Raw genomic sequence first — 20,466 nt, 5'->3', positions numbered from 1 at the left:
GGGCGCGTTGTTGCGAGTATGCCCGGCTATGCAGGTCTCCGGAACACGGGGGGGTACCCACCCCGTCAGGACGCTGAATTTTACTTATCTTTACGGTCCGCGGATAGAACCGGTTCCATCAGCAAAAACCCTCGGTAAAACAAGCACTAAGCGCTTGTCTTCCGAGGGTCAAACCGTCATCTCGTACAAGTCTTAACGGGGAAGCTGGCTCGCGGCTTGCGCGAGGCGCGTGACTTCGGCCCAGTCCTGCGCGGCGAGCGCGGCCTTCGGCGTGAGCCACGAGCCGCCGACGCACACCACGTTCGGCAGCTTCAGGAAATTCGGCGCGGTTTCGACCGTGATGCCGCCGGTCGGGCAGAACTTCAGCGCCGGGAACGGGCCGTGGAACGCCTGCAGCATCGGCACGCCGCCCGCTTGTTGAGCGGGGAAGAACTTCACGATCTCGTAGCCGAATTCGAGTGCCTGGATGATGTCGCTCGGCGTCATCACGCCCGGCAGCAGCGGCAGGCCCGCGTCGAGCGACGCGAGGTGCAGCTCTTTCGTCAGGCCCGGCGACACGCCGAACTTCGCGCCCGCACGCTTCGCCTGCTCGCAATGCTCGGGCTTCGTGATCGTGCCGACGCCGACGACGATGTCGTCCGCGAGCTGGCTCGCGCGCTGGATCGCTTCCAGGCCAGCCGGCGTGCGCAGCGTGATCTCGAGTACCTTCACGCCGCCCGCGTGCAACGCGCGCGACACGTGTTCACCCTGCTCGACCGAGTCGAACGCGAGCACCGGGATGACCGGGCCCAGCTTCACGATTTCAGCAATCGTCTTCATTGAATTGGCTCCTTGAAATTCATGCGGCGACGTGGGCGGCCGATTCGCCGACCAGCGCGCCGAAAACCGATGCGCCCTGCTCGGCCGGCGCGGCGGCCGCGCGGAACACGCCGAACAATTCACGCCCGAAACCGACCTCGTTCTCGGCCTGGTGCAGCGGCTGCGCGACCGGGCGCGCCTGCCACTCGGCGGCGTCGACCTCGATGTCCAGCACGCCGGCTTCGGCGTCGATCACGAGCGTATCGCCCGTCTTCACCTTGCCGAGCGGGCCGGCCAGCAGCGCTTCCGGCGACACGTGGATCACGGCCGGCACCTTGCCCGACGCGCCCGACATGCGGCCGTCGGTGACGAGCGCGACGTGGAAGCCCTGATCCTGCAGCACGCCGAGCAGCGGCGTCAAACGGTGCAGCTCGGGCATCCCGTTCGCGCGCGCGCCCTGGAAGCGCACGACCGCGACGAAATCGCGCTTCAGCTCGCCGCGATCGAAGGCCTCCTGCACGGCTTCCTGCGAATCGAACACGATCGCGGGCGCCGTCACCTTGCGGTGCTCGGGCGCGACCGCCGAAATCTTGATCACGCCGCGGCCGAGCCGGCCCTGCATCAGGCGCAGGCCGCCGTCCGGCTGGAACGGGTCGCGGATGCCGCGCAGCACCTTCGTGTCGTGGCTCTCGGCCGCGCCGTCGACCCACGTCAGCTTGCCGTCGATCAGCTTCGGCTCCTTCGTGTAGTGCGACAGGCCCTTGCCCGCGACGGTCGTCACGTCTTCATGCAGCAGCCCGCCTTCGAGCAGGTTGCGCACCAGGAAGGCCACGCCGCCCGCCGCGTGGAAATGGTTCACGTCGGCCTTGCCGTTCGGGTAGATCTTCGCGAGCAGCGGCACGACGGCCGACAGTTCGTCGAAGTCGTTCCAGTCGATCAGGATGCCGGCCGCACGCGCGATCGCGACGAGGTGCAGCGTGTGGTTGGTCGAGCCGCCCGTGGCGAGCAGCGCGACGATCCCGTTGACGATCGCCTTCTCGTCGATCACATGGCCGATCGGCGTGTAGTGGCCGCGTTCGACGGTCAGGTCGAGCACGCGGCGCGCGGCCTCGGCCGTCAGCGCGGTGCGCAGCGGCGTGTGCGGATGAACGAATGCCGAGCCCGGCAGGTGCAGCCCCATCAGCTCCATCAGCATCTGGTTGCTGTTCGCGGTGCCGTAGAACGTGCAGGTGCCGTGGCCGTGATACGCGGCCGATTCGGCTTCGAGCAGTGCGTCGCGGCCGACCTGGCCGGTCGCGAACTGCTGGCGGATCTTCGCCTTGTCGTCGTTCGACAGGCCACTCGTCATCGGGCCGGCCGGCACGAAGATCGTCGGCAGGTGGCCGAACTGCAGCGCGCCGATCAGCAGGCCCGGCACGATCTTGTCGCAGATGCCGAGGCAGAGCGCCGCGTCGAACATGTTGTGCGTGAGCGCGATCGCCGTGCCCATCGCGATTGCCTCGCGCGAGAACAGCGACAGCTCCATCCCCGGGTTGCCCTGCGTGACGCCGTCGCACATCGCCGGCACGCCGCCCGCGAACTGCGCGACGCCGCCGTTCTCGCGCGCGGCCGCCTTGATGATCTCGGGGAAATCCTTGTACGGCGCGTGCGCGGACAGCATCTCGTTGTACGAGGACACGATGCCGATGTTCGGCTCGCGGATCGCCTTGATCGAGAACTTGTCGTTGCCCTCGAGGCCCGCGAAGCCGTGCGCGAGGTTCGCGCACGACAGCGCGCCGCGTGCCGGGAACTTGCCCTGCGCGCCGTCGATGCGCTGCAGATAGGCGGAACGGGTCGATTGGCTGCGGGCGATCACGCGTTCGGTGACCTTCGCCAGAGTGGGGTGCAGCGATGTCATGCTGGGCGCTCCTGTATGCCGGCCGACACCGGCGGTTGGAATCGTGGGGACGATCGAGTGCATCGAACGAACGAAGCCAGTCTAGTAGAAAAACTACAAGCGCGCAATGTCGATCCGCATGCGCGCAACCCCTATTCCCGCCACCAGCAAGGCTTTACCTAGTGAAAACCCTAATCTCCGGTATCCCGCACGCGATGAAACAACGACGAATCAGCTAGTAATTCCATGTAGATTTTCTACAATTCGATTGCGATACACTCGCTCATCCGAACCCGATTTCTGCCCGCCCGTCCCATGCTGCCCCGCATTGAAGCGATCCGCGCCGAGTTGCGCCCGTCCGAGCGCAAGCTCGCCGACTACATCCTCGCCGCGCCGCGCGAGGTGCTCGACCTCGCGATGACCGAGCTGTCGACGCGCGCGGGCGTCAGCCAGCCGACGATCGCGCGGTTCTGCCAGGCGCTCGGCTGCAGCGGCTTCCGCGAATTCAAGATCCGGCTCGCGCAGAGCGTCGCGCCGGGCGTGTCGTCGGTCTATCGCGACGTCGAGCCCGACGAACCGGCGCCCGGCATCATCGGCAAGGTGTTCGACCGCACGATCGGCGCGCTGATCGAGGTGCGCAACAGCCTGTCGGCCGGCAGCGTCGCCGAAGCGATCGCGCTGCTGTCGAACGCATCGCGGATCGAGTTCTACGGCGCCGGCGGCTCCGGCATCGCCGCGCAGGACATCCAGCACAAGTTCTTCCGGCTCGGCGTGCCGAGCGTCGCGTATTCGGACCCGCACACGTTCTCGATGTCGTCGGCGCTGCTCGGGCCGCACGACGTCGTCGTCGCGATCTCGAACACCGGCCGCACACGCGACATCGTCGACGCCGCGCGCTCCGCGCTCGCGTGCGGCGCGAAAGTCGTCGCGATCACGCAGAGCCATTCGCCGCTCGCGAAGCTCGCGACGGTGAGCCTCGCGTCGAACGTCGCGGAGGAAACCGACGTGTTCTCGCCGATGACGTCGCGGATGTCGCATCTCGCGATCGGCGACATCCTCGCGGTCGGCGTCGCGCTGTCGCGCGGCCCCGCGCTCATGGAACGGGTCGGCCGCGCGAAGGAGGCGATCACGCGCCGCCGGATCGACGACGGCACGAAGGATTGAGCAGGCGGCAGGCAGAGCGCACGTAAACGACGAACGGCGCCCCGAGGGGCGCCGTTGCGCAGGGTCCCGCACCGGCAACCGCGCCGGCCGCGCCGCTCAAAACGGCTTGATCACGACCAGCGCGACCGCCGCGAGCATGCCGAGCACCGGCAGCTCGTTGAACACGCGATACCACTTGTCGGTGCGACGGTTCTCGCCACGCTCGAACACCCGCAGCAGGTGCCCGCAATAGGCGTGATAGACGATGAGCAGCAGCACGACCGTCACCTTCGCGTGGATCCAGCCCTGCCCCTGCCCGATGCCGATCGAGAGCCACAGCCACAACCCGCAGGCCAGCGCCGGCACCGCGATCATCGTCATGAAGCGGAACAGCTTGCGCGCCATCAGCAACAGGCGCCGCACGGCGGCCGGATCGGTTTCCATCGCCAGGTTCACGTAGATGCGCGGCAGATAGAAGAGCCCCGCGAACCACGCGGCGATCAGTACGATATGGAACGTCTTGACCCAGAGCATCGCCATCGGTTGTGTGCCTCGCTTGTTATTGGCGGCCTTCGCCGTGCCCGAGCACGACGTACTTCAGCGACGTCAGCCCTTCCAGGCCGACGGGGCCGCGTGCGTGCAGCTTGTCGTTCGAGATGCCGATTTCCGCGCCGAGGCCGAATTCGAAACCGTCCGCGAAACGCGTCGACGCGTTGACCATCACGCTCGCCGAATCGACTTCGCGCAGGAACCGCATCGCGCGGTCGTGATCCTCGGTGACGATCGCATCCGTGTGATGCGAGCCGTAATGGTTGATGTGCTCGATCGCGGCATCGAGGCCGTCGACGACCTTGATCGCGAGCACCGGCGCGAGATACTCGGTGTGCCAGTCTTCCTCGGTGGCATCGACGAGCGGGCCGACGCCCGCATCGGCGAGCACCGCGCGCGCGGCCGCATCGACGCGCAGCTCGACCTGCTTGTCGCGATACAGCTTGCCGAGCGGCGGCAGCAGCGTCGCCGCGACACCGCTCGCGACAAGCAGCGTCTCCATCGTGTTGCAGGTGCCGTAGCGGTGCGTCTTCGCGTTGTCGCAGACGGTCAGCGCCTTGCCGAGGTCGGCGCGATCGTCGACGTACACGTGGCAAATGCCGTCGAGGTGCTTGATCATCGGCACGCGCGCCTCGTTGATCAGGCGCTCGATCAGGCTCTTGCCGCCGCGCGGCACGATCACGTCGACGTATTCGGTCATCGTGATCAGCTTGCCGACCGCCGCGCGATCGGCCGTCGCGACGACCTGCACCGCGTCCTGCGGCAGGCCGGCGGCTTCGAGCCCTTCGCCGATCAGCTTCGCGAGCGCCGCGTTCGATTCGAGCGCTTCGGAGCCGCCGCGCAGGATCGTCGCGTTGCCCGACTTCAGGCACAGCGCGGCCGCGTCGATCGTCACGTTCGGGCGCGATTCGTAGATGATGCCGATCACGCCGAGCGGCACCCGCATCTGGCCCACCTGGATTCCGCTCGGGCGGTACTTGAGGTTGCCGATCTCGCCGATCGGATCGGCCAGCGACGCAACCTGGCGCAAGCCCTCGACCATCGTCTTCAGCGCCTTGTCCGACAGCGTCAGGCGATCGACGAACGCTGCATCGAGCCCCTTTTCACGGGCACGGGCGACATCGCGGGCATTTGCGTCCTTCAGTGCCTGCGCGTCGCGTTCGATCGCGCGCGCCACGGCGTCGAGTGCCGCGTTCTTCGCGGCCGTGCTGGCGCGCGCCATCGCGCGGGAAGCGTGCCGGGCGCGACGGCCCAGGTCGGTCATGTACTGATCGATATCCATCGTGTGACTCGAGAAGCGCGCCGCGCTGGGCGGCATGAATTCGTGGGGAAGCGTGGACGGCGGCCGGAGAGCCGCGCCCGTGATCGAAACATTGTATGCGGGTTGCGCAGCGCGCGCTGAAGGCCCGGACGGGACTTAGCGTCGCACGCGACCCGCGGTCGGCGGTCGCTCGCCGCGGGCACCGGCCACCGTCATCGCGAGCTGGAACAGCCCGTCCCACGGATCGGGCGGCGGTTCGTCCTGCGTGCGGCGGCCCGGCACGACGGCCGTGAGCCCCTTGACCTGCCGGTCGAGCTTCGCGGCAAACGCGAGTGCCTTCTCGAGCACGGCTTCCGACACCCGGTTCAGCGCGGGGCCGATCAGCCGCTCGCGCGGCCCCCATACGCGGTTCTCGCGCAGCAACGTTGCCAGCGGCTTGCCGGCCGTCGTGCCGCGCTTGATCCGCAGCAGCGTACGCAGTTCCTCGACGACGGCCCACATCACCAGCACGATCGCCTCGCCCTCGCCCTTCAGCCCGTCGATCATCCGCGCGAGCCGCGCGGCGTCGCCGGCGAGCATCGCTTCGTTCAGCTTGAAGACGTCGTAACGCGCGACGTTCAGCACCGCGTCGTGCACCTGTTCGAACGACAGCGCGCCCTGCGGATACAGCAGCCCGAGCTTCTGGATTTCCTGGTGCGCGGCGAGCAGGTTGCCTTCGACGCGCTCGGCGATGAACTGCAGCGCGCGCCGCCCGTCCTCGCCGGGCGCGGCGCGCTGGCCCTGCATCGCGAGACGCTGGCCGATCCAGTTCGGCAGTTGCGCGCGGTCGACCGGATCGATCTTCAGCGCGACGCCGCCGTTCTGCAGCGCGGTAAACCAGGCGGATTTCTGCGTGGCCGCGTCGAGGCGCGGCAACGTGACGAGCATCAGCGCGTCGGGGTTGGGCGTGGCCGCGAGCGTCTTCAGTGCGTCGGCGCCTTCCTTGCCGGGCTTGCCCGACGGAATGCGCAGCTCGATCAGCTGGCGCTCGCCGAACAGCGACATCGCCTGGGTCGCGCCGAGCAGCACGCTCCAGTCGAAACCGCGCTCGACGGTATGCACCGAACGCTCGGTGAAGCCGGCCGCGCGTGCAGCCGCACGAATGCGGTCGCACGCCTCCTGCGCGAGCAGCGGCTCGTCGCCGTACACGGTATAGAGCCCGGCCAACCCCTTCGCGAGGTGCGGCTCCAGTGCATCAAGTCGCAGTTGCATCGGTGCGTATGCCGTCGATCAGAGCGGCGGCGGCGGCAACGGCGCGCGCGGCGCGACGCCCGGCACCACGTCTTCCGGCGCCGGTGTCAGCGAGTGGACGATCGCAAGACGCCGCATCAGCTGGTCGACCGCATCGTTCTGCATGTCGCCGTACAGGATGTCGGCTTCCTGCGCCTTCGCGTTCGTGTACTGGTCGCTGTACGTCATCGCGCGGTTCAGCGCGATCGCGCTCGGCGGGATCAGCACGGTGCCGTCCTTGCTCGTGAGCGTGTAAGTCAGCGTATAGAACAGTGCGTATTCCTGCGCCGAGCCGAACTTGTTGAGCGTCAGCGTATTCTGACCGCGCGACTCCGACATGCGCAGCACGGCGTCGGCGTCGTCCGCCGACTTGACGATCTTCGTGTCGCTGCCGGCCTCGACGAGGCGCACGAAGCGCGCCTCGACCGGCGCCGGCGCGCCGACGATCAGCAGGTGCTTGAACGCGTAGTCCTGCTGGCCGCGCAACTGGAAGCCGCATGCCGACAGCGCGACCGCGCTGCCGACGGCGAGCATCAAAAACGATCTGCGGATCACCTTCGCTCCTTCTGGGTACGTCCGACGGCCGGCGGCCGTCAGACGACGATGTTCACGAGGCGGCCCGGCACGACGACGATCTTCTTCGCCGGCTTGCCGTCGCTGAACTTCGCGAACGCTTCGTCGGCCACCGCCGCAGCTTCGATCGCCTCGCGGCTCGCGTCCTTCGCGACCTTCAGCGCGCCGCGCACCTTGCCGTTCACCTGCAGCACGAGTTCGATCTCGGCCTGCTCGAGCGCGGCCTCGTCGACCTTCGGCCACGGTGCGTCGAGCAGCGGGCCGAATTCGTCCGCATAGCCGAGCGCCTTCCACAGCTCGAACGTGACGTGCGGCACGACCGGGTACAGCACGCGCAGCAGCACGCCGTACGTTTCGCGCAGCACGCCGGGCGTCGCGCCCTTCGCGCCGTCGATCGCGTTCAGCATCTTCATCGCGGCCGACACGACCGTGTTGTACTGCAGGCGCTGGTAATCGAAATCGGCCTGCTTCAGCACGCTGTAGATTTCGCGGCGCAGCGCCTTGTCGGCTTCGCCGAGCGCGGCCGCATCGAAGCCCGCGCGCGCGGCGAGCGCTTCACGGTTCGTCGCACCGAAGCTCCACACGCGGCGCAGGAAGCGGCTCGCGCCCTCGACGCCCGCACCCGACCATTCGAGCTGCTGCTCGGGCGGCGCGGCAAACATCGTGAACAGGCGCGCGGTGTCGGCGCCGTACTGGTCGATCAGCACCTGCGGATCGACACCGTTGTTCTTCGACTTCGACATCTTCTCGATGCCGCCGAGCACGACCGGCTGGCCGTCCGTGTTCAGCGTCGCGCCGACCGGGCGGCCCTTGTCGTCGTGCGTGACCGTCACGTCGGCCGGGTTGTACCAGGTCTTCTTGCCGGAAGCGTCTTCACGGTAGAACGTCTCGTTCAGCACCATCCCCTGCGTGAGCAGGTTCTTCGCCGGCTCGCCGAACTTCACGAGGCCGAGGTCGCGCATCACCTTGGTCCAGAAGCGCGAATACAGCAGGTGCAGGATCGCGTGCTCGATGCCGCCGATGTACTGATCCATCGGCATCCAGTAGTCGGTGCGCGCGTCGACCATCGTCTCGGCGTCCGGCGCCGTGTAGCGCGAGAAGTACCACGACGAATCGACGAAGGTGTCCATCGTGTCGGTTTCGCGCTTCGCGGCCGCGCCGCACTTCGGGCACGAACAGTTCAGGAACGCTTCCGACTTCGCGAGCGGGTTGCCCGAGCCGTCCGGCACGAGGTCTTCCGGCAGCACGACGGGCAGATCCTGCTCGGGCACCGGCACGTCGCCGCACGACGGGCAGTGGATGATCGGGATCGGCGTGCCCCAGTAGCGCTGGCGCGACACGCCCCAGTCGCGCAGGCGCCACGTGACCTGCTTGTCGCCGAAACCGCCGGCGTTCAGGTCGGCCGCGACCGCGTCGACGGCTTCCGTGTAGCGCAGGCCGTCGTACTTGCCGCTGTTCACGCAGACCGCGGTTTCCTTGTCGCCGTACCACTCCTGCCATGCGTCGAGCGAGTACGTCTGCCCTTCGCTCGCGATCACCTGCTTGATCGGCAGGTCGTATTTCTTCGCGAACGCGAAATCGCGCTCGTCGTGGCCCGGCACGCCCATCACCGCGCCTTCGCCATAGCTCATCAGCACGTAGTTGCCGATCCACACCTCGACCGGCTCGCCGGTCAGCGGGTGCGTGACCGAGAAGCCGGTCGCGACGCCCTTCTTCTCCATCGTCGCGACGTCGGCCTCGGCGACCCCGCCGCGCTTGCATTCGTCGATGAACGCGAGCAGCTCGGGCTTGTCCTGCGCGAGGCGCGTGGCCAGCGGATGCTCGGCCGCGATCGCGCAGAACGTGACGCCCATGATGGTATCGGCGCGGGTCGTGAACACGCGCAACAGTTTCTTCTCGCCGTCGAGTTCGTACGGGAAGCCGAAGTTCACGCCGAAGCTCTTGCCGATCCAGTTCTGCTGCATGATCTTCACGCGCTCGGGCCAGCCGAGGCCGTCGAGGTCGTTCAGCAGCTCATCCGCGTACTGCGTGATGCGCAGGTAGTACATCGGGATCTCGCGCTTCTCGACGAGCGCGCCCGAGCGCCAGCCGCGGCCGTCGATCACCTGCTCGTTCGCGAGCACGGTCTGGTCGACCGGGTCCCAGTTCACGGTGCCCGTCTTCTTGTACGCGATGCCCTTCTCGAGCATCTTCAGGAACAGCCACTGGTTCCACTTGTAGTAGTCCGGCTTGCACGTCGCGATCTCGCGCGACCAGTCGATCGCGAGGCCCATCGACTGCATCTGGCCCTTCATGTAGTCGATGTTGTCGTAGGTCCACTTCGCGGGCGGCACGCCGTTCGCCATCGCGGCGTTCTCGGCCGGCATCCCGAACGCGTCCCAGCCCATCGGCATCAGCGTGTTGTAGCCGTTCATCCGCAGATAGCGGTACATCACGTCGTTGATCGTGTAGTTGCGCACGTGACCCATGTGCAGCTTGCCGGACGGGTACGGCAGCATCGACACGCAGTAGAACTTCGGCTTCTGCGAATCTTCCTGCGTCTTGTAGGCATCGGCTGCGCGCCAGTCGCCCTGGGCGGCGGCTTCGACGTCGGCGGGTACGTATCTCTCGTGCATGGTGTGGTTCGGACTAGGCTTTAAGCGGCGCGACGGCGCGCGCAGGAGTGGATCGAAAATCGTGCTTGCCCGGCGGACCTGCAGGTTCGCTGTTGCCGACCTGTTCACGGTTTCCGGGAATTTTCCGGGCAACCCGCGGCATGCCCGGGTAGCCTGGAAAATTCCGGGTTACCTGAAAAGAGCCTGCCAACCGGGAAAAACGTTGATTATACCGCCCGCGCCGGCCCATTCGACCGGTCTTGCGGCGTGCGGCCCGATCCCGTGCCAGGGACGGGCCCGCCGGCTCCGCTCAGCGGTTGGCCGGCACGGCAGGCGCCGCCGCGGCACCGCCCGCCTGCGGCGGCACGTCGGTCACGAAGCCGATCCGCGTGAGGCCGGCGGCCTGCGCGGCGCCCATCACCTGCGCAATCACGTCGTAGCGGGTCGCGCGCGACGCGCGCAGCCGCAGCTCGGGCGGCGCACCGCCCGCGGCGGCGGCCCGGAAGCGCGCGGGCAGCGCGTCGAGCGCCACCGGCGCGTCGTCCCAGTACAGCTTGCCCGCGTCGTCGATCGACAGGGTGACGGATTGCGGCGTGTCGCGCGCGACGCTGGCCGCGACCTTCGGCAGGTCGAGCCGGATCGCATGCGTCATCAGCGGCGCGGTGATGATGAAAATGACGAGCAGCACCAGCATCACGTCGATCAGCGGCGTCATGTTGATCTCCGCCATCGGCGCGGACGTCTTGTGGTGCTCGAGTCCGCCGAATGCCATGGTCGCTCCTCCGGAATGGACGCGTCAGGCTTCCTGCGCGCACACGAACACGTGCAGGTCGCGCGCGAAACCGTCGAGTTCCTCGGCGAGCTGCCGCACGAGCCGCCCGAGGATGTTGTAGGCCAGTACCGCGGGAATCGCGACCACGAGCCCGAACGCGGTCATGATCAGCGCCTCGCCGACCGGCCCCGCGACGTTCTCGATCTGCGCCTGCCCGCTCGCGGCGATGCTGCCGAGCGCGTGATAGATGCCCCACACGGTGCCGAGCAGCCCGACGAACGGCGCGGTGCTGCCGATCGACGCGAGCAGCACCTGGCCGAACTCGAGGCGCCGCTGCGAGCGCAGCATCGCGTGCCGCAACGCACGCAGCACGCGTTCGCTGCGCTCGACGCGCGCGGCCAGCGCGGCCGGGTCGTGCTCGTCGGCCGCATCGCGCGCGGCTTCGGCGAGCGGCACGAACACGCGCTCGCGATCGGCGCCGGCGAGCGCGGTGATGCCCGCGTCGAGCGACGGCGCGCGCCAGAACGCGGCGAGCGCGCGCGGCCCCTGCCGCTTCGCGCGGACCAGCAGCCAGGCTTTCATGAGCAGGAAGCACCAGCTGGCGACGGACATCGCCAGCAGCACATAGGCGACGGCATGCGTGATCGCATCGCCGCTTTCGAGGTAGTGGACAACGCCGGTGGGTATCGCCATCGGAGTTTCCCCGTGAGGTCAGCGCAGGCCGAGCACGTCCTGCATGTCGAACAGGCCGGCGCCGCGCGCCGACAGGAAGCGGACCGCGCGCAGCGCGCCCTGCGCATACGACACGCGGCTCGACGACTTGTGCGTGATCTCGATGCGCTCGCCGATCCCGGCGAACAGCACGGTGTGATCGCCGACGATGTCGCCGCCGCGCACCGCCGCGAAGCCGATCGACGACGGATCGCGTTCGCCCGTCACGCCGTGGCGGCCGTACACCGCGCAATCGTCGAGCGAGCGCCCGAGCGCGCCGGCGACCGCTTCGCCCATCATCAGCGCGGTGCCCGACGGCGCGTCGACCTTGTGGCGGTGATGCGCCTCGATGATCTCGATGTCGTAGCCGTGCGAGAAGTGCTTCGCCGCGAATTCGAGCAGCTTCAGCGTGACGTTCACGCCGACGCTCATGTTCGCCGCGAACACGATGCCGATCTTGCCCGCCGCGGCCTGCAGCCCGGCCTTCTGCTCGGCGGTGAAGCCGGTCGTGCCGATCACGAGCTTCACGTCGTGGCGCAGCGCGGCCTCGATATGGGCCATCGTGCCTTCCGGACGCGTGAAGTCGATCAGGTAGTCGGCCTGCGCGAACACGGCGTCGAGATCGGCTGTCAGCCTGACCCCGGTTTCCTTGCCGAGGAACGCGCCGGCGTCCTGGCCGAGGAACGGCGAATCGGCGCGGTCGAGCGCGCCGACGAGCTGCGCGTCGGAATCGTTGAGAACGGCTTCGATCAGCATCCGGCCCATACGGCCCGATGCGCCGGCAATCGCAATCTTCATGGCTTTCTACACGACAGGTCTAAAGGCGGGCGGCGCATGCCGCCCTGTTTCCGCGCGCGGGTTTACTGCGCCGGCGCGGTGAGCGGCTGGTTCTGCAGCGTGTCGGAACCTTGCGGGCCGACCGGCGGCGACGCCTCGTTCGACGCGTTCGGCGGCGGCGGACGATGGAACTGGAACTGCGGCTGGATCGCCGGAACCGCGCCCGGCGGCTGGCCGCCCGGCACCGGCGCACCGCCGGAAGCCTGCGTGGACGGCGTGAACCGCCGCGCGGCCGTGCCCTGGCCCGACACCTGGTTGGTCGCGCGGTTCGCCGCGCGGGCGGCCTGCGCGTTCGCATCCTGGTCGACCACCGCGCCGGACGCCGGCACGGTGGACGGGCTCGCGACCGTCTCCGGCGCCGGCGCGCTCGCCGCCTGTGCGGCGCTCGCGGCGGCGGCAGCCTCGGCGGCCTTCTTCGCCGCTGCGGCCGCCTTCGCCTTCTTGCCGCCACGGTCGCCGTCGATGTCGGCCAGCAGGTCGAGTTCCGAAGGCAGGTTGTCCGCCCCCGTCCAGCCCGCGACGCGATCGCCCGAGAACGTCACGACGAGATCGCGCTGCTGGACGACCGCCGTCGAGCCGCGCTTGAAGTAGAAGAGGTAATCCCAGCGGTCGGCGTGGAACATGTCCGCCAGCAGCGGGGTGCCGAGCAGCGCGCGTACCTGCTCGCGCGACATGCCGACCTGCAGCTGCGAGGCTTTCTCCTGCGACACGAAGTTGCCTTGCACGACGGTGATCCGGTAGGGGGTGATGCTCTGCGCGATGCGCTGCGTCACGCTGTCGTACGACGAACAACCAGCCAGCGCGGCAACGGCGGCGGCAGCGATGATGACACTCCGCATGCGGCTCCTCTGAAAGTGCGAAAGAGATTCTGGAATCATTTCCCTCACCGTGCAGGCCCGCGTCGCAGGCCGCGCGTGTTTCTGGAACGGCGAAAAGCCGGTAACATTGAAGCCCTGCATTGTACTCTAGGGATGCCTAGCCATGACCAATCCGACGGATCTCAAGAATATCGGGCTAAAGGCCACCCTACCGCGCCTCAAGATTCTCGAGATCTTCCAGCAAAGCCCGGTGCGCCATCTGACCGCAGAAGACGTCTACCGGAACCTGCTCAACGAGCAGCTCGACATCGGGCTTGCCACCGTCTACCGCGTGCTGACGCAGTTCGAGCAGGCCGGCCTGCTGTCGCGCAGCAACTTCGAATCCGGCAAGGCCGTGTTCGAACTGAACGAAGGCTCGCACCACGACCACCTCGTGTGCCTCGATTGCGGCCGGGTCGAGGAATTCTTCGACGCCGAGATCGAAAGCCGCCAGCAGGCGATCGCGAAGGAGCGCGGCTTCCGGCTCCAGGAGCACTCGCTGGCGATGTACGGTTCCTGCACGACCGAGAACTGCCCGCACCGCAAGCACTGAGATCCACCGCGCACGCGGCGCATGCAACACGGCCCGGACGGCAATTCGCCTTCCGGGCCGTCTTCTTTTCGGGATACGCAAGAGTCGCCCCGGGGAAACCGGCGGCGCGCCGCCGCCCCACGGGCGGGCCCGCCCAGGCTTTCGCACACCCTTCGCGCTGCCTGCCCGGCCGGCCCCGGGTGACATCAGGCCGCCGGAGGGGGCCGCCTGCCCGCCTTCGTCATGCCGCGCCCGCGCAGGCCGGTTCGAACTCGAGCGCCCATGCGTGCTCGAGCGGGATTTCATCGCAGTTCGGCTGCGGGCCGCCGCGATCGACGATCACGAAATCGCTGACCGCATCCAGCGCGAGCAGCGGATGGTGCCAGACGCCCTTCGCATAGTTCACGCCCTGCCAGCCTTCCGCGAGGAACGCGCGCATCGCGTCGGGCCGGAACTCGCCGGCCGGCGCGACGACGATCGCGTAACGCGACACCGCGGCGAGCGGGATGAACGCCTGGCTGCCATGCGGATGGCGCTCCATCAGCGTGACCGCGACCGGCAGCGCACGCGGCTGCGCGCGGAATACGCTGACGAGCGGGCGGCCGCCGTCCGCGCACACGTCGATCGTCGCGAGATCGTGGAAGCGCTCGGTCGTGCCGCCGTTGATCGGGAAATGGCGCGCGCCTTCGAGCGCGATCACGTCGCCGAACGGCGCGAACGCTTCGCGGGTCAGGCGCTCGACGCGCAGGATACGGGATCCGCTCATGCCGTTGCCCTCCTTCAAGCCGGTTCGCCCCACAGACGCAGGCGCGACACGCCGCCGTCCGGGAAGATGTTGAAACGCACGTGCGTGACGGGGCCGAGCGCCGCAAGCTGGTCGAACGTGTGGACGTGGTCCATCGACAGCTTCTGCTCGCCGAGCAGTTCGGCCCAGAACATCGCCTGCGTGACGAGCGAATCGTCGGTGCCGCCCGCCACCCTCGCGGCCTGCAGCGAGCAGCGGTCGGGGAAATTGCCCTTGAAGAACGCGGTATCGACCTCGACGCGCCGGATGATGCCCGGCCGCGCGAGCGCGACGATCGCCCAGTCGTTGCCGGGCTCGCGGCGGCGCCGCGTTTCCCAGCCGTCGCCCATGTTCGCGCCGCGCCCCGGCATCAGCATCTGCGATGCCGGGCCGAAGTGCTGGTTGTTCGCGGCCACCAGGTAACCGCCGTTCTCGATCGCCGCGAGGTCGACGAGCTCGCCGGCCGGCACCTGGCGCCAGTCGCGCTGCGGCTGGCCGTACACGCGCAGCCGCGCGAGGCCGCCGTCCGGGTACAGGTTCACGCGCAGGTGCGTATACGGTTGCGCATCGTCGACGCTCACGTAGTGATGCGAATTGCCCTGCAGCGTCGTCGCCGGGACGATCGTGCGCCACTCGGCGTTGTCGGACGGCGTGTCGCCTTCGGCGACGCACGCGTCGATCGACGCGGCCGGCGGGAAGTTGCCGGTGAAATGGCTCGTGTCGAGGTCGACGCCGTGAATCACGCCCGGCCGCGCGAGCCGCACCACGCAGAAGTCGTGGCCGGTCGTGCGCTTGCGGCGCGTTTCCCAGCCGTCCATCCACTTGCCGTGGTCGTCGTACTTGCCGGGGATGAACACGGCCGGCTCGGGATTGAGCATGCGCTCCTTCGGCGCGAAGAACTCGTCGCTGGCAAAGAGCGCCTGCGCCCCGAGGCGCGGGTCGGCGAGGTTCATGTAACGCTGCGTAAACGCCGGCGCATCCGGATCGAGGATGGGGGCTGCCATGTCGTCTCCTGTAGTTTGATGAAGGGCCGGCGCATCGAGGCGCCGGCCACATGAATGCGTGGTGCGCGGGGCGGCCTGGGGCAAAGCCGCCCGCGCGGGGTCGCGCTCAGAGCGCGTGAGCCTGGTCGCCGGCAACCGGTGCCGTGCGGTCTTCCTCTTCGGCCGGCACGTAGCGCAGCTCGCGGTTCAGCACGCGCTTCGCGCGGGCCCGGTCGATGTCGTTCTCCCACACCGCGACGACCACCGTCGCGACGCAGTTGCCGATCAGGTTGGTCAGCGCACGGGCGATGCCGACGAACCAGTCGACCGGCAGGATCAGCACGAGGCCGAGCACGGGAATCGCGGGGATCGCCGACAGCGTCGCCGCGAGGATCACGATCGCCGAGCCCGGAATCCCGTGCGCGCCCTTCGACGTGACGAGCGACACGAGCAGCACGACGATCAGGTCATGCGTCGACAGCGGCGTGTTGGTGGCCTGTGCGATGAACAGCACGGCGAGCGTCAGGTAGATCGAGAAGCCGTCGAGGTTGAACGAATAGCCGGTCGGGATCACGAGGCCGACCGTCGAATCCTTCACGCCCATGTATTCGAGCTTGCGCATCACCTGCGGCAGCACCGCGTCCGACGACGCCGTGCCGAGCACGATCGACAGTTCCTCGCGCAGGTAGCGGATCAGCTTGAACACCGAGAATCCCGCGAGCCGCATCACCACGCCGAGCACGACCGTGACGAACACGAAGCAGCTCAGGTAGAACACCGCCACCAGGTAGCCGAGCTGCTTGAGCGACGCGACGCCGTACTTGCCGGTCGTGAACGCGATCGCGCCGAGCACGCCGAGCGGCGCGAGCTTGATGATGAAGCCGATGATCCGGAAGAACACGTGCGACAGTTCCTCGATCAGCGAGTTGACGCGTTGCGCCTTGTCGCCGAGCAGCGACAGCGCGGAACCGAACAGCACCGCGAACACGAGGATCTGCAGGATGTCGCCCTTCGCGAACGCGTCGATCGCGGTCTCGGGGATGATCTTCATCAGGTAGCCGGCCGTGTCCTTCAGGCTCTCGGCGTTCTTCGCGTACGACGCGAGCGACGACGCGTCGAGCGAGCGCAGGTCGATGTTCATCCCGACGCCCGGGCGCGTGACCCACGCGAGCACGAGGCCGATGCCGAGCGCGAGCGTCGTCATCACCTCGAAGTAGATGACGGCCTTCAGGCCGACCCGGCCGACCTTCTTCAGGTCGCCCGCGTTCGCCATCCCGCTGACCACGACGCAGAACACGATCGGCCCGATCACCATCTTGATGAGCTTCAGGAAGCCGTCGCCGAGCGGTCGCAACGACTCGGCGAAATGCGGGAAGAACGCGCCCAGCGCGATCCCTAGGATAAGTGCGACGACTACCCGGCCAAACAGCGAATTAAGGAATTTCGACACGGCGCTCTCCCGATCCAACGGTTGCAGTTTCGTCTGTTCATACTGGTAAGACCAGTGATGTTATGGTGGATAGTAGGAAGCCGATATAGTGGCGTCAAGGACGGACAAAATAGGGATTTCCCACCCCCTCCCCGCCCGCCCGACACGCACCGGACAGGGGCAGATCGTGGCTTTCCCGTAGGGCGTTCATGCACCGCCTGCGTGCGGATTACAATGCCGGTCAGACCGGCCAAAGTTCATCTCATGAAAAACGTTCCGCACACCGTGACCGACGCCGCCATCGCGACGATCCGCGACCGGATCGAGGCAGGCGTGTATCCGGTCGGCAGCCTGCTGCCGGCCCAGCGCCAGCTCTCCGAGGAGCTGGAGATCAGCCGCGCGTCGCTGCGCGAGGCGCTGTCGACGCTCGAGGCGCTCGGGATGCTGCGCATCCGCGCGGGCAAGGGCGTGTATGTCGAAAGCGCGCAGGCCACGGCCGCCCATGCGTGGCGATTCGCCGAGCAGTCGTCGCCGCCCGATACCTACCAGATGCGCTACGCGCTCGAAGGATTCGCCGCGCGAATGGCCGCGCACGTCGTCACCGACGACGACATCGCGTGGTTCGAGGACAATCTCGCCGACCTGCACGTCGCGCTCACCGAAAGCGAGCTCGACGCGGCATCGCAGCTCGACTTCGACTTCCACATGCGGATCATCCATCTCGCGGGCAACGCGGCGATCGAATCGATCCTGCGCAGCAGCGCCGACATCATGAAGGAAAGCCAGCGCATGCCGTTCTACCGGCGCGAGCTGCTGCTGTCGACGTGGACCGAGCACCGCGCGATCGTCGACGCGCTGATCGCACGCGATGCCGCCGCCGCGGGCACCGCGATCGAAACGCACATCGCGAACGCCGCGCAGCGCGCGGGCATCTTCTTCCCGACACCGCGCATCTGACGGCCCGGGCGGCCGCGCGCCGCCCCGTCGTACCGGTCAGCCTCCCGACGGATCCCGATACGCGAGCGCACGCTCGATGAACGCGCGCGCCGCGACGCTGCGGTACGCGCCCTTGCGTGTCAGCAGCGCAGCCGTGCGCGCGGGCAGCGGCGGATCGATCTCCAGCGCGCACAGGTCGGCACTCTCGCGCGCGACCGCGTCGGGCAGCACCGTCGCGAGCCGGCCGCACCGCACGAGCTCCAGCACCGCGCTGACCGTATTCGTCTCGATCGCGATCTTCGGCCTCGCGCCGTGCTCGATGAAATAGCGGTCGATGCTCTCGCGCGTCGCGAACGCGCGGCTCAGCAGCACCAGCGGCTCGCCGCCGAGCTCGGCCGGCGTCAGCGCGCGGCGCCGCCGCGCAAGACGGTGCGTGCGGCCCGTCACGAGCGCGAGCGGCTCGTCCCACAGCGGCAGTGCGTCGACGTCCGGCGCGCGCGGCGGCATGAACGCGAAGCCCGCGTCGAGCCGGTCGTCGGCGAGCAGCGCCTCGATGCGTTCCTGCGGCATCGCGTCGATCGTCAGCGCGACGTTCGGATAGTCGGCATGGAACGCGTCGATCAGCGAGCCGCTCAGGTAGGCCGCGAAGGTCGGCATCATCGCGAGCCGCAACGACCCGCTGCCGAGGCCGGCGACGTCGTGCAGCGCGCGCTGCCCCGTATCGAGCTCATGCAGCGCGGCACGCGCGTGGCGCGCATAGACCTCGCCGAACTCGGTGAGCTGCACCGCGCGGCCCGAGCGGTCGAACAGCTGCACGCCGAGCGTGTCCTCGAGCTGGCGGACCTGCTGCGACAGCGTCGGCTGCGACACGTGCAGCGCGTCGGCCGCGCGCGTGAAACTGCGCTGCTCGGCGACGGCCAGGAAATAGCGGATGTGGCGCAGTAGCATGGCGGCCGTTGTATTGGTTTTGCCAATGAAGACCATAACGATCCAGTCTTGGACGCTATGGTTCGATTCCCGCATCATACGCACATCCGTTCCGGCACATCGCACCTGCTTTCCGCACCGGAACGGCCCGCCCGGGCCCGCCTGCCTGCGCCCGCCGCACGACGATCCGCCGCCCGCCCGATCCGGGCCCGGCCGCGATCCGCCCGGCGCGCATCGGTTCACCGCCGATCCGTTGACGCCGGCCCCGATTTCCGCCACCCCGCGCAGCCGACGGCCCCGTGCCGCCGGCCGGCGCCGCTGTTTTTCGCGACCATGGAACCGCATCAAGACAACCATCCTCCCCTGACCCGCGGCATGACGCTGCTGTTCGCGTGCGCGTGCGGCATCGTCATCGGCAACATCTACTACGCGCAGCCGCTGCTCGCCGCGATCGCGCACAGCTTCGGCCGCGCGCCGACCGAACTCGGCTATCTCGTCACGCTGACGCAGCTCGGGTATGCGGCGAGCCTGCTGCTGATCGTCCCGCTCGGCGACGCGGTCAACCGCCACACGCTGATCGTGCGGCTGCTGATGCTCAACGTCGTCGCGCTGGCCGCGGTCACGTTCAGCACGAACTTCACGATGTTCGTCGTCGCGAACGTCGCGGTCGGCTTCGTCACCTGTTCGACGCAGCTGCTGGTGCCGTTCGCGGCGTCGCTCGCCGACGCGCGCTCGCGCGGCCGCGCGGTCGGCACCGTGATGAGCGGGCTGCTGCTCGGCATCCTGCTCGCGCGCGTCGCGGCCGGTGCGATCGCCGACGGGTTCGGCTGGCGGGCCGTGTACGGCATCGCCGCGGTGATGGTGCTCGCGCTGACGGCCGTGCTCGCCGTGAAGCTGCCGAAGGATCGCCGCGACGCGCGCGTCGACTATGCGGCGCTGATGAAGTCGCTCGTCGCGCTGGTGCGCGCGCAACCGCTGATCGCGCTGCGCTCCGCCTACGGCGCGCTCGTGTTCGCGTGCTTCAGCCTGCTGTGGACGGGCCTCACGTTCCTGCTGAGCCAGCCGCCGTACAGCTATTCCGAAGGGCAGATCGGCCTGTTCGGCGTCGTCGGCGCGGTGGGCGCGCTCGCGGCGACGTCGGCCGGCCGGCTGGTCGATCGCGGACACGGCAATGCGGCGACGGGGTTGTTCGCGGCGGCCGTGCTCGCGTCGTTCGCGCTGATCGCGGCCGGCGCGCACTCGCTCGCGGCGCTGATCGCGGGCATCCTGCTGCTCGACGTCGGCGTGCAGGGCGTCCACATCTCGAACCAGAGCGTGATCTATGCGCTGGCCGGCAACGCGCGCAGCCGCGTGACGACGATCTACCTGACGAGCTACTTCATCGGCGGCGCGCTCGGGTCGTTTGCGGCGAGCATCGCGTACGGCATCGACGGCTGGCGCGGCGTGTGCATCGCGGGCGCGGCGCTCGCGGGCGTGCTGGTCGTGTTGTGGCTCGCGTCGCAGCGCGTCGGCGTGCGGCAGGTCACGCAGTAATTCAGCGGGGCGTTTTCTCGTCACCCTGAAAAAGGGCACGCCCCGCGAAGCGCGGGCGTGCCCTTTTCACGATCGCGTCGAGACAGTCGCGCGCCGGTGCGC

19 protein-coding genes are annotated in these 20,466 nt (G+C 68.4%); 4 read left to right on the top strand and 15 right to left on the bottom strand.

What is annotated here, in order from left to right:
• Nucleotides 1-192 precede the first annotated feature (192 nt).
• Together eda and edd are read right to left on the bottom strand one after the other, a co-directional pair.
• Nucleotides 193-819, bottom strand: a complete 627-nt coding sequence (gene eda / locus AB3K92_RS25385) for a bifunctional 4-hydroxy-2-oxoglutarate aldolase/2-dehydro-3-deoxy-phosphogluconate aldolase (protein WP_011350938.1) — start codon at nt 817-819, stop codon at nt 193-195.
• 19 nt (nt 820-838) lie between these two features.
• Nucleotides 839-2,695, bottom strand: a complete 1,857-nt coding sequence (edd, locus tag AB3K92_RS25380; protein ID WP_021158788.1) for a phosphogluconate dehydratase — start codon at nt 2,693-2,695, stop codon at nt 839-841.
• A 294-nt stretch (nt 2,696-2,989) separates the two neighbouring features.
• Here edd and AB3K92_RS25375 point away from each other — a divergent pair, with 294 nt between their 5' ends.
• Nucleotides 2,990-3,838: a MurR/RpiR family transcriptional regulator gene (locus AB3K92_RS25375; protein ID WP_021158790.1), complete on the top strand. Its 849-nt coding sequence runs from the start codon at nt 2,990-2,992 to the stop codon at nt 3,836-3,838.
• 96 nt (nt 3,839-3,934) lie between these two features.
• On the opposite strand, the gene AB3K92_RS25370 is transcribed toward AB3K92_RS25375, so the two are convergent.
• The 9 genes from AB3K92_RS25370 to bamE all read right to left on the bottom strand — a co-directional run bounded on the left by AB3K92_RS25370 (nt 3,935) and on the right by bamE (nt 13,222).
• Nucleotides 3,935-4,357: a CopD family protein gene (locus tag AB3K92_RS25370; RefSeq protein ID WP_011350935.1), complete on the bottom strand. Its 423-nt coding sequence runs from the start codon at nt 4,355-4,357 to the stop codon at nt 3,935-3,937.
• 19 nt (nt 4,358-4,376) lie between these two features.
• The gene (locus AB3K92_RS25365; protein WP_042974307.1) at nt 4,377-5,648 is read right to left on the bottom strand and encodes a glutamate-5-semialdehyde dehydrogenase; all 1,272 of its coding nucleotides are present in this window, start codon (nt 5,646-5,648) and stop codon (nt 4,377-4,379) included.
• 135 nt (nt 5,649-5,783) lie between these two features.
• A complete protein-coding gene (gene holA, locus AB3K92_RS25360; RefSeq protein ID WP_027788384.1) occupies nt 5,784-6,878 on the bottom strand; it encodes a DNA polymerase III subunit delta in 1,095 nt (364 codons plus the stop codon).
• A gap of 18 nt (nt 6,879-6,896) precedes the next feature.
• Nucleotides 6,897-7,451, bottom strand: a complete 555-nt coding sequence (gene lptE / locus AB3K92_RS25355; protein WP_059493432.1) for an LPS assembly lipoprotein LptE — start codon at nt 7,449-7,451, stop codon at nt 6,897-6,899.
• 38 nt (nt 7,452-7,489) lie between these two features.
• Nucleotides 7,490-10,084 (bottom strand): leucine--tRNA ligase, encoded by a 2,595-nt coding sequence (gene leuS / locus AB3K92_RS25350; RefSeq protein ID WP_369466048.1) that lies wholly within the window; start codon nt 10,082-10,084, stop codon nt 7,490-7,492.
• A 289-nt stretch (nt 10,085-10,373) separates the two neighbouring features.
• Nucleotides 10,374-10,835: a biopolymer transporter ExbD gene (locus tag AB3K92_RS25345; RefSeq protein ID WP_059484611.1), complete on the bottom strand. Its 462-nt coding sequence runs from the start codon at nt 10,833-10,835 to the stop codon at nt 10,374-10,376.
• Nucleotides 10,836-10,859: 24 nt separating this feature from the next.
• A complete protein-coding gene (locus tag AB3K92_RS25340; protein ID WP_048026132.1) occupies nt 10,860-11,528 on the bottom strand; it encodes a MotA/TolQ/ExbB proton channel family protein in 669 nt (222 codons plus the stop codon).
• Between the two features lie 18 nt (nt 11,529-11,546).
• Nucleotides 11,547-12,344, bottom strand: coding sequence for a 4-hydroxy-tetrahydrodipicolinate reductase (dapB, locus tag AB3K92_RS25335; protein ID WP_021159286.1), 798 nt, complete (start codon nt 12,342-12,344; stop codon nt 11,547-11,549).
• Between the two features lie 62 nt (nt 12,345-12,406).
• A complete protein-coding gene (gene bamE / locus AB3K92_RS25330) occupies nt 12,407-13,222 on the bottom strand; it encodes an outer membrane protein assembly factor BamE (protein WP_021159285.1) in 816 nt (271 codons plus the stop codon).
• A 142-nt stretch (nt 13,223-13,364) separates the two neighbouring features.
• Here bamE and fur point away from each other — a divergent pair, with 142 nt between their 5' ends.
• A complete protein-coding gene (gene fur, locus AB3K92_RS25325; RefSeq protein ID WP_006400349.1) occupies nt 13,365-13,793 on the top strand; it encodes a ferric iron uptake transcriptional regulator in 429 nt (142 codons plus the stop codon).
• A 220-nt stretch (nt 13,794-14,013) separates the two neighbouring features.
• On the opposite strand, the gene AB3K92_RS25320 is transcribed toward fur, so the two are convergent.
• The 3 genes from AB3K92_RS25320 to AB3K92_RS25310 all read right to left on the bottom strand — a co-directional run bounded on the left by AB3K92_RS25320 (nt 14,014) and on the right by AB3K92_RS25310 (nt 16,989).
• Nucleotides 14,014-14,538 (bottom strand): ureidoglycolate lyase, encoded by a 525-nt coding sequence (locus AB3K92_RS25320; protein WP_021159284.1) that lies wholly within the window; start codon nt 14,536-14,538, stop codon nt 14,014-14,016.
• 14 nt (nt 14,539-14,552) lie between these two features.
• The gene (gene alc / locus AB3K92_RS25315; protein WP_369466047.1) at nt 14,553-15,560 is read right to left on the bottom strand and encodes an allantoicase; all 1,008 of its coding nucleotides are present in this window, start codon (nt 15,558-15,560) and stop codon (nt 14,553-14,555) included.
• Nucleotides 15,561-15,666: 106 nt separating this feature from the next.
• A complete protein-coding gene (locus AB3K92_RS25310; protein ID WP_021159282.1) occupies nt 15,667-16,989 on the bottom strand; it encodes a C4-dicarboxylate transporter DctA in 1,323 nt (440 codons plus the stop codon).
• 213 nt (nt 16,990-17,202) lie between these two features.
• On the opposite strand from AB3K92_RS25310, the gene AB3K92_RS25305 reads away from it, so the two are divergent.
• Nucleotides 17,203-17,925, top strand: a complete 723-nt coding sequence (locus AB3K92_RS25305) for a FadR/GntR family transcriptional regulator (RefSeq protein WP_081052479.1) — start codon at nt 17,203-17,205, stop codon at nt 17,923-17,925.
• A 36-nt stretch (nt 17,926-17,961) separates the two neighbouring features.
• Here AB3K92_RS25305 and cynR read toward each other — a convergent pair whose 3' ends face one another.
• Entirely contained in the window at nt 17,962-18,852 is an 891-nt protein-coding gene (cynR, locus tag AB3K92_RS25300) for a transcriptional regulator CynR (protein ID WP_059493445.1), read from the bottom strand.
• Between the two features lie 312 nt (nt 18,853-19,164).
• Between cynR and AB3K92_RS25295 the strand changes: the two genes are divergently transcribed.
• Nucleotides 19,165-20,364, top strand: coding sequence for an MFS transporter (locus tag AB3K92_RS25295; protein ID WP_369466046.1), 1,200 nt, complete (start codon nt 19,165-19,167; stop codon nt 20,362-20,364).
• Nucleotides 20,365-20,466 lie beyond the last annotated feature (102 nt).

This window comes from Burkholderia sp. Bmkn7 (assembly GCF_041103175.1).
Lineage (GTDB): Bacteria > Pseudomonadota > Gammaproteobacteria > Burkholderiales > Burkholderiaceae > Burkholderia > Burkholderia cepacia.
The sequence above is the reverse complement of the archived record's forward strand: the minus strand, read 5'-3'. Positions and strand labels throughout refer to the sequence as shown.

Excerpts from the sequence above, each read along its gene's own strand:
- AB3K92_RS25375 (WP_021158790.1), top strand. The coding sequence starts at position 2,990 with ATGCTGCCCCGCATTGAAGCGATCCGCGCCGAGTTGCGCCCGTCCGAG.
- alc (WP_369466047.1), bottom strand. The coding sequence starts at position 15,560 with ATGGCAGCCCCCATCCTCGATCCGGATGCGCCGGCGTTTACGCAGCGT.
- AB3K92_RS25305 (WP_081052479.1), top strand. The coding sequence starts at position 17,203 with ATGCCGGTCAGACCGGCCAAAGTTCATCTCATGAAAAACGTTCCGCAC.
- leuS (WP_369466048.1), bottom strand. The coding sequence starts at position 10,084 with ATGCACGAGAGATACGTACCCGCCGACGTCGAAGCCGCCGCCCAGGGC.
- edd (WP_021158788.1), bottom strand. The coding sequence starts at position 2,695 with ATGACATCGCTGCACCCCACTCTGGCGAAGGTCACCGAACGCGTGATC.
- AB3K92_RS25345 (WP_059484611.1), bottom strand. The coding sequence starts at position 10,835 with ATGGCATTCGGCGGACTCGAGCACCACAAGACGTCCGCGCCGATGGCG.
- fur (WP_006400349.1), top strand. The coding sequence starts at position 13,365 with ATGACCAATCCGACGGATCTCAAGAATATCGGGCTAAAGGCCACCCTA.
- AB3K92_RS25370 (WP_011350935.1), bottom strand. The coding sequence starts at position 4,357 with ATGGCGATGCTCTGGGTCAAGACGTTCCATATCGTACTGATCGCCGCG.
- AB3K92_RS25295 (WP_369466046.1), top strand. The coding sequence starts at position 19,165 with ATGGAACCGCATCAAGACAACCATCCTCCCCTGACCCGCGGCATGACG.
- AB3K92_RS25340 (WP_048026132.1), bottom strand. The coding sequence starts at position 11,528 with ATGGCGATACCCACCGGCGTTGTCCACTACCTCGAAAGCGGCGATGCG.
- holA (WP_027788384.1), bottom strand. The coding sequence starts at position 6,878 with ATGCAACTGCGACTTGATGCACTGGAGCCGCACCTCGCGAAGGGGTTG.
- AB3K92_RS25320 (WP_021159284.1), bottom strand. The coding sequence starts at position 14,538 with ATGAGCGGATCCCGTATCCTGCGCGTCGAGCGCCTGACCCGCGAAGCG.
- AB3K92_RS25365 (WP_042974307.1), bottom strand. The coding sequence starts at position 5,648 with ATGGATATCGATCAGTACATGACCGACCTGGGCCGTCGCGCCCGGCAC.
- dapB (WP_021159286.1), bottom strand. The coding sequence starts at position 12,344 with ATGAAGATTGCGATTGCCGGCGCATCGGGCCGTATGGGCCGGATGCTG.
- eda (WP_011350938.1), bottom strand. The coding sequence starts at position 819 with ATGAAGACGATTGCTGAAATCGTGAAGCTGGGCCCGGTCATCCCGGTG.
- bamE (WP_021159285.1), bottom strand. The coding sequence starts at position 13,222 with ATGCGGAGTGTCATCATCGCTGCCGCCGCCGTTGCCGCGCTGGCTGGT.
- cynR (WP_059493445.1), bottom strand. The coding sequence starts at position 18,852 with ATGCTACTGCGCCACATCCGCTATTTCCTGGCCGTCGCCGAGCAGCGC.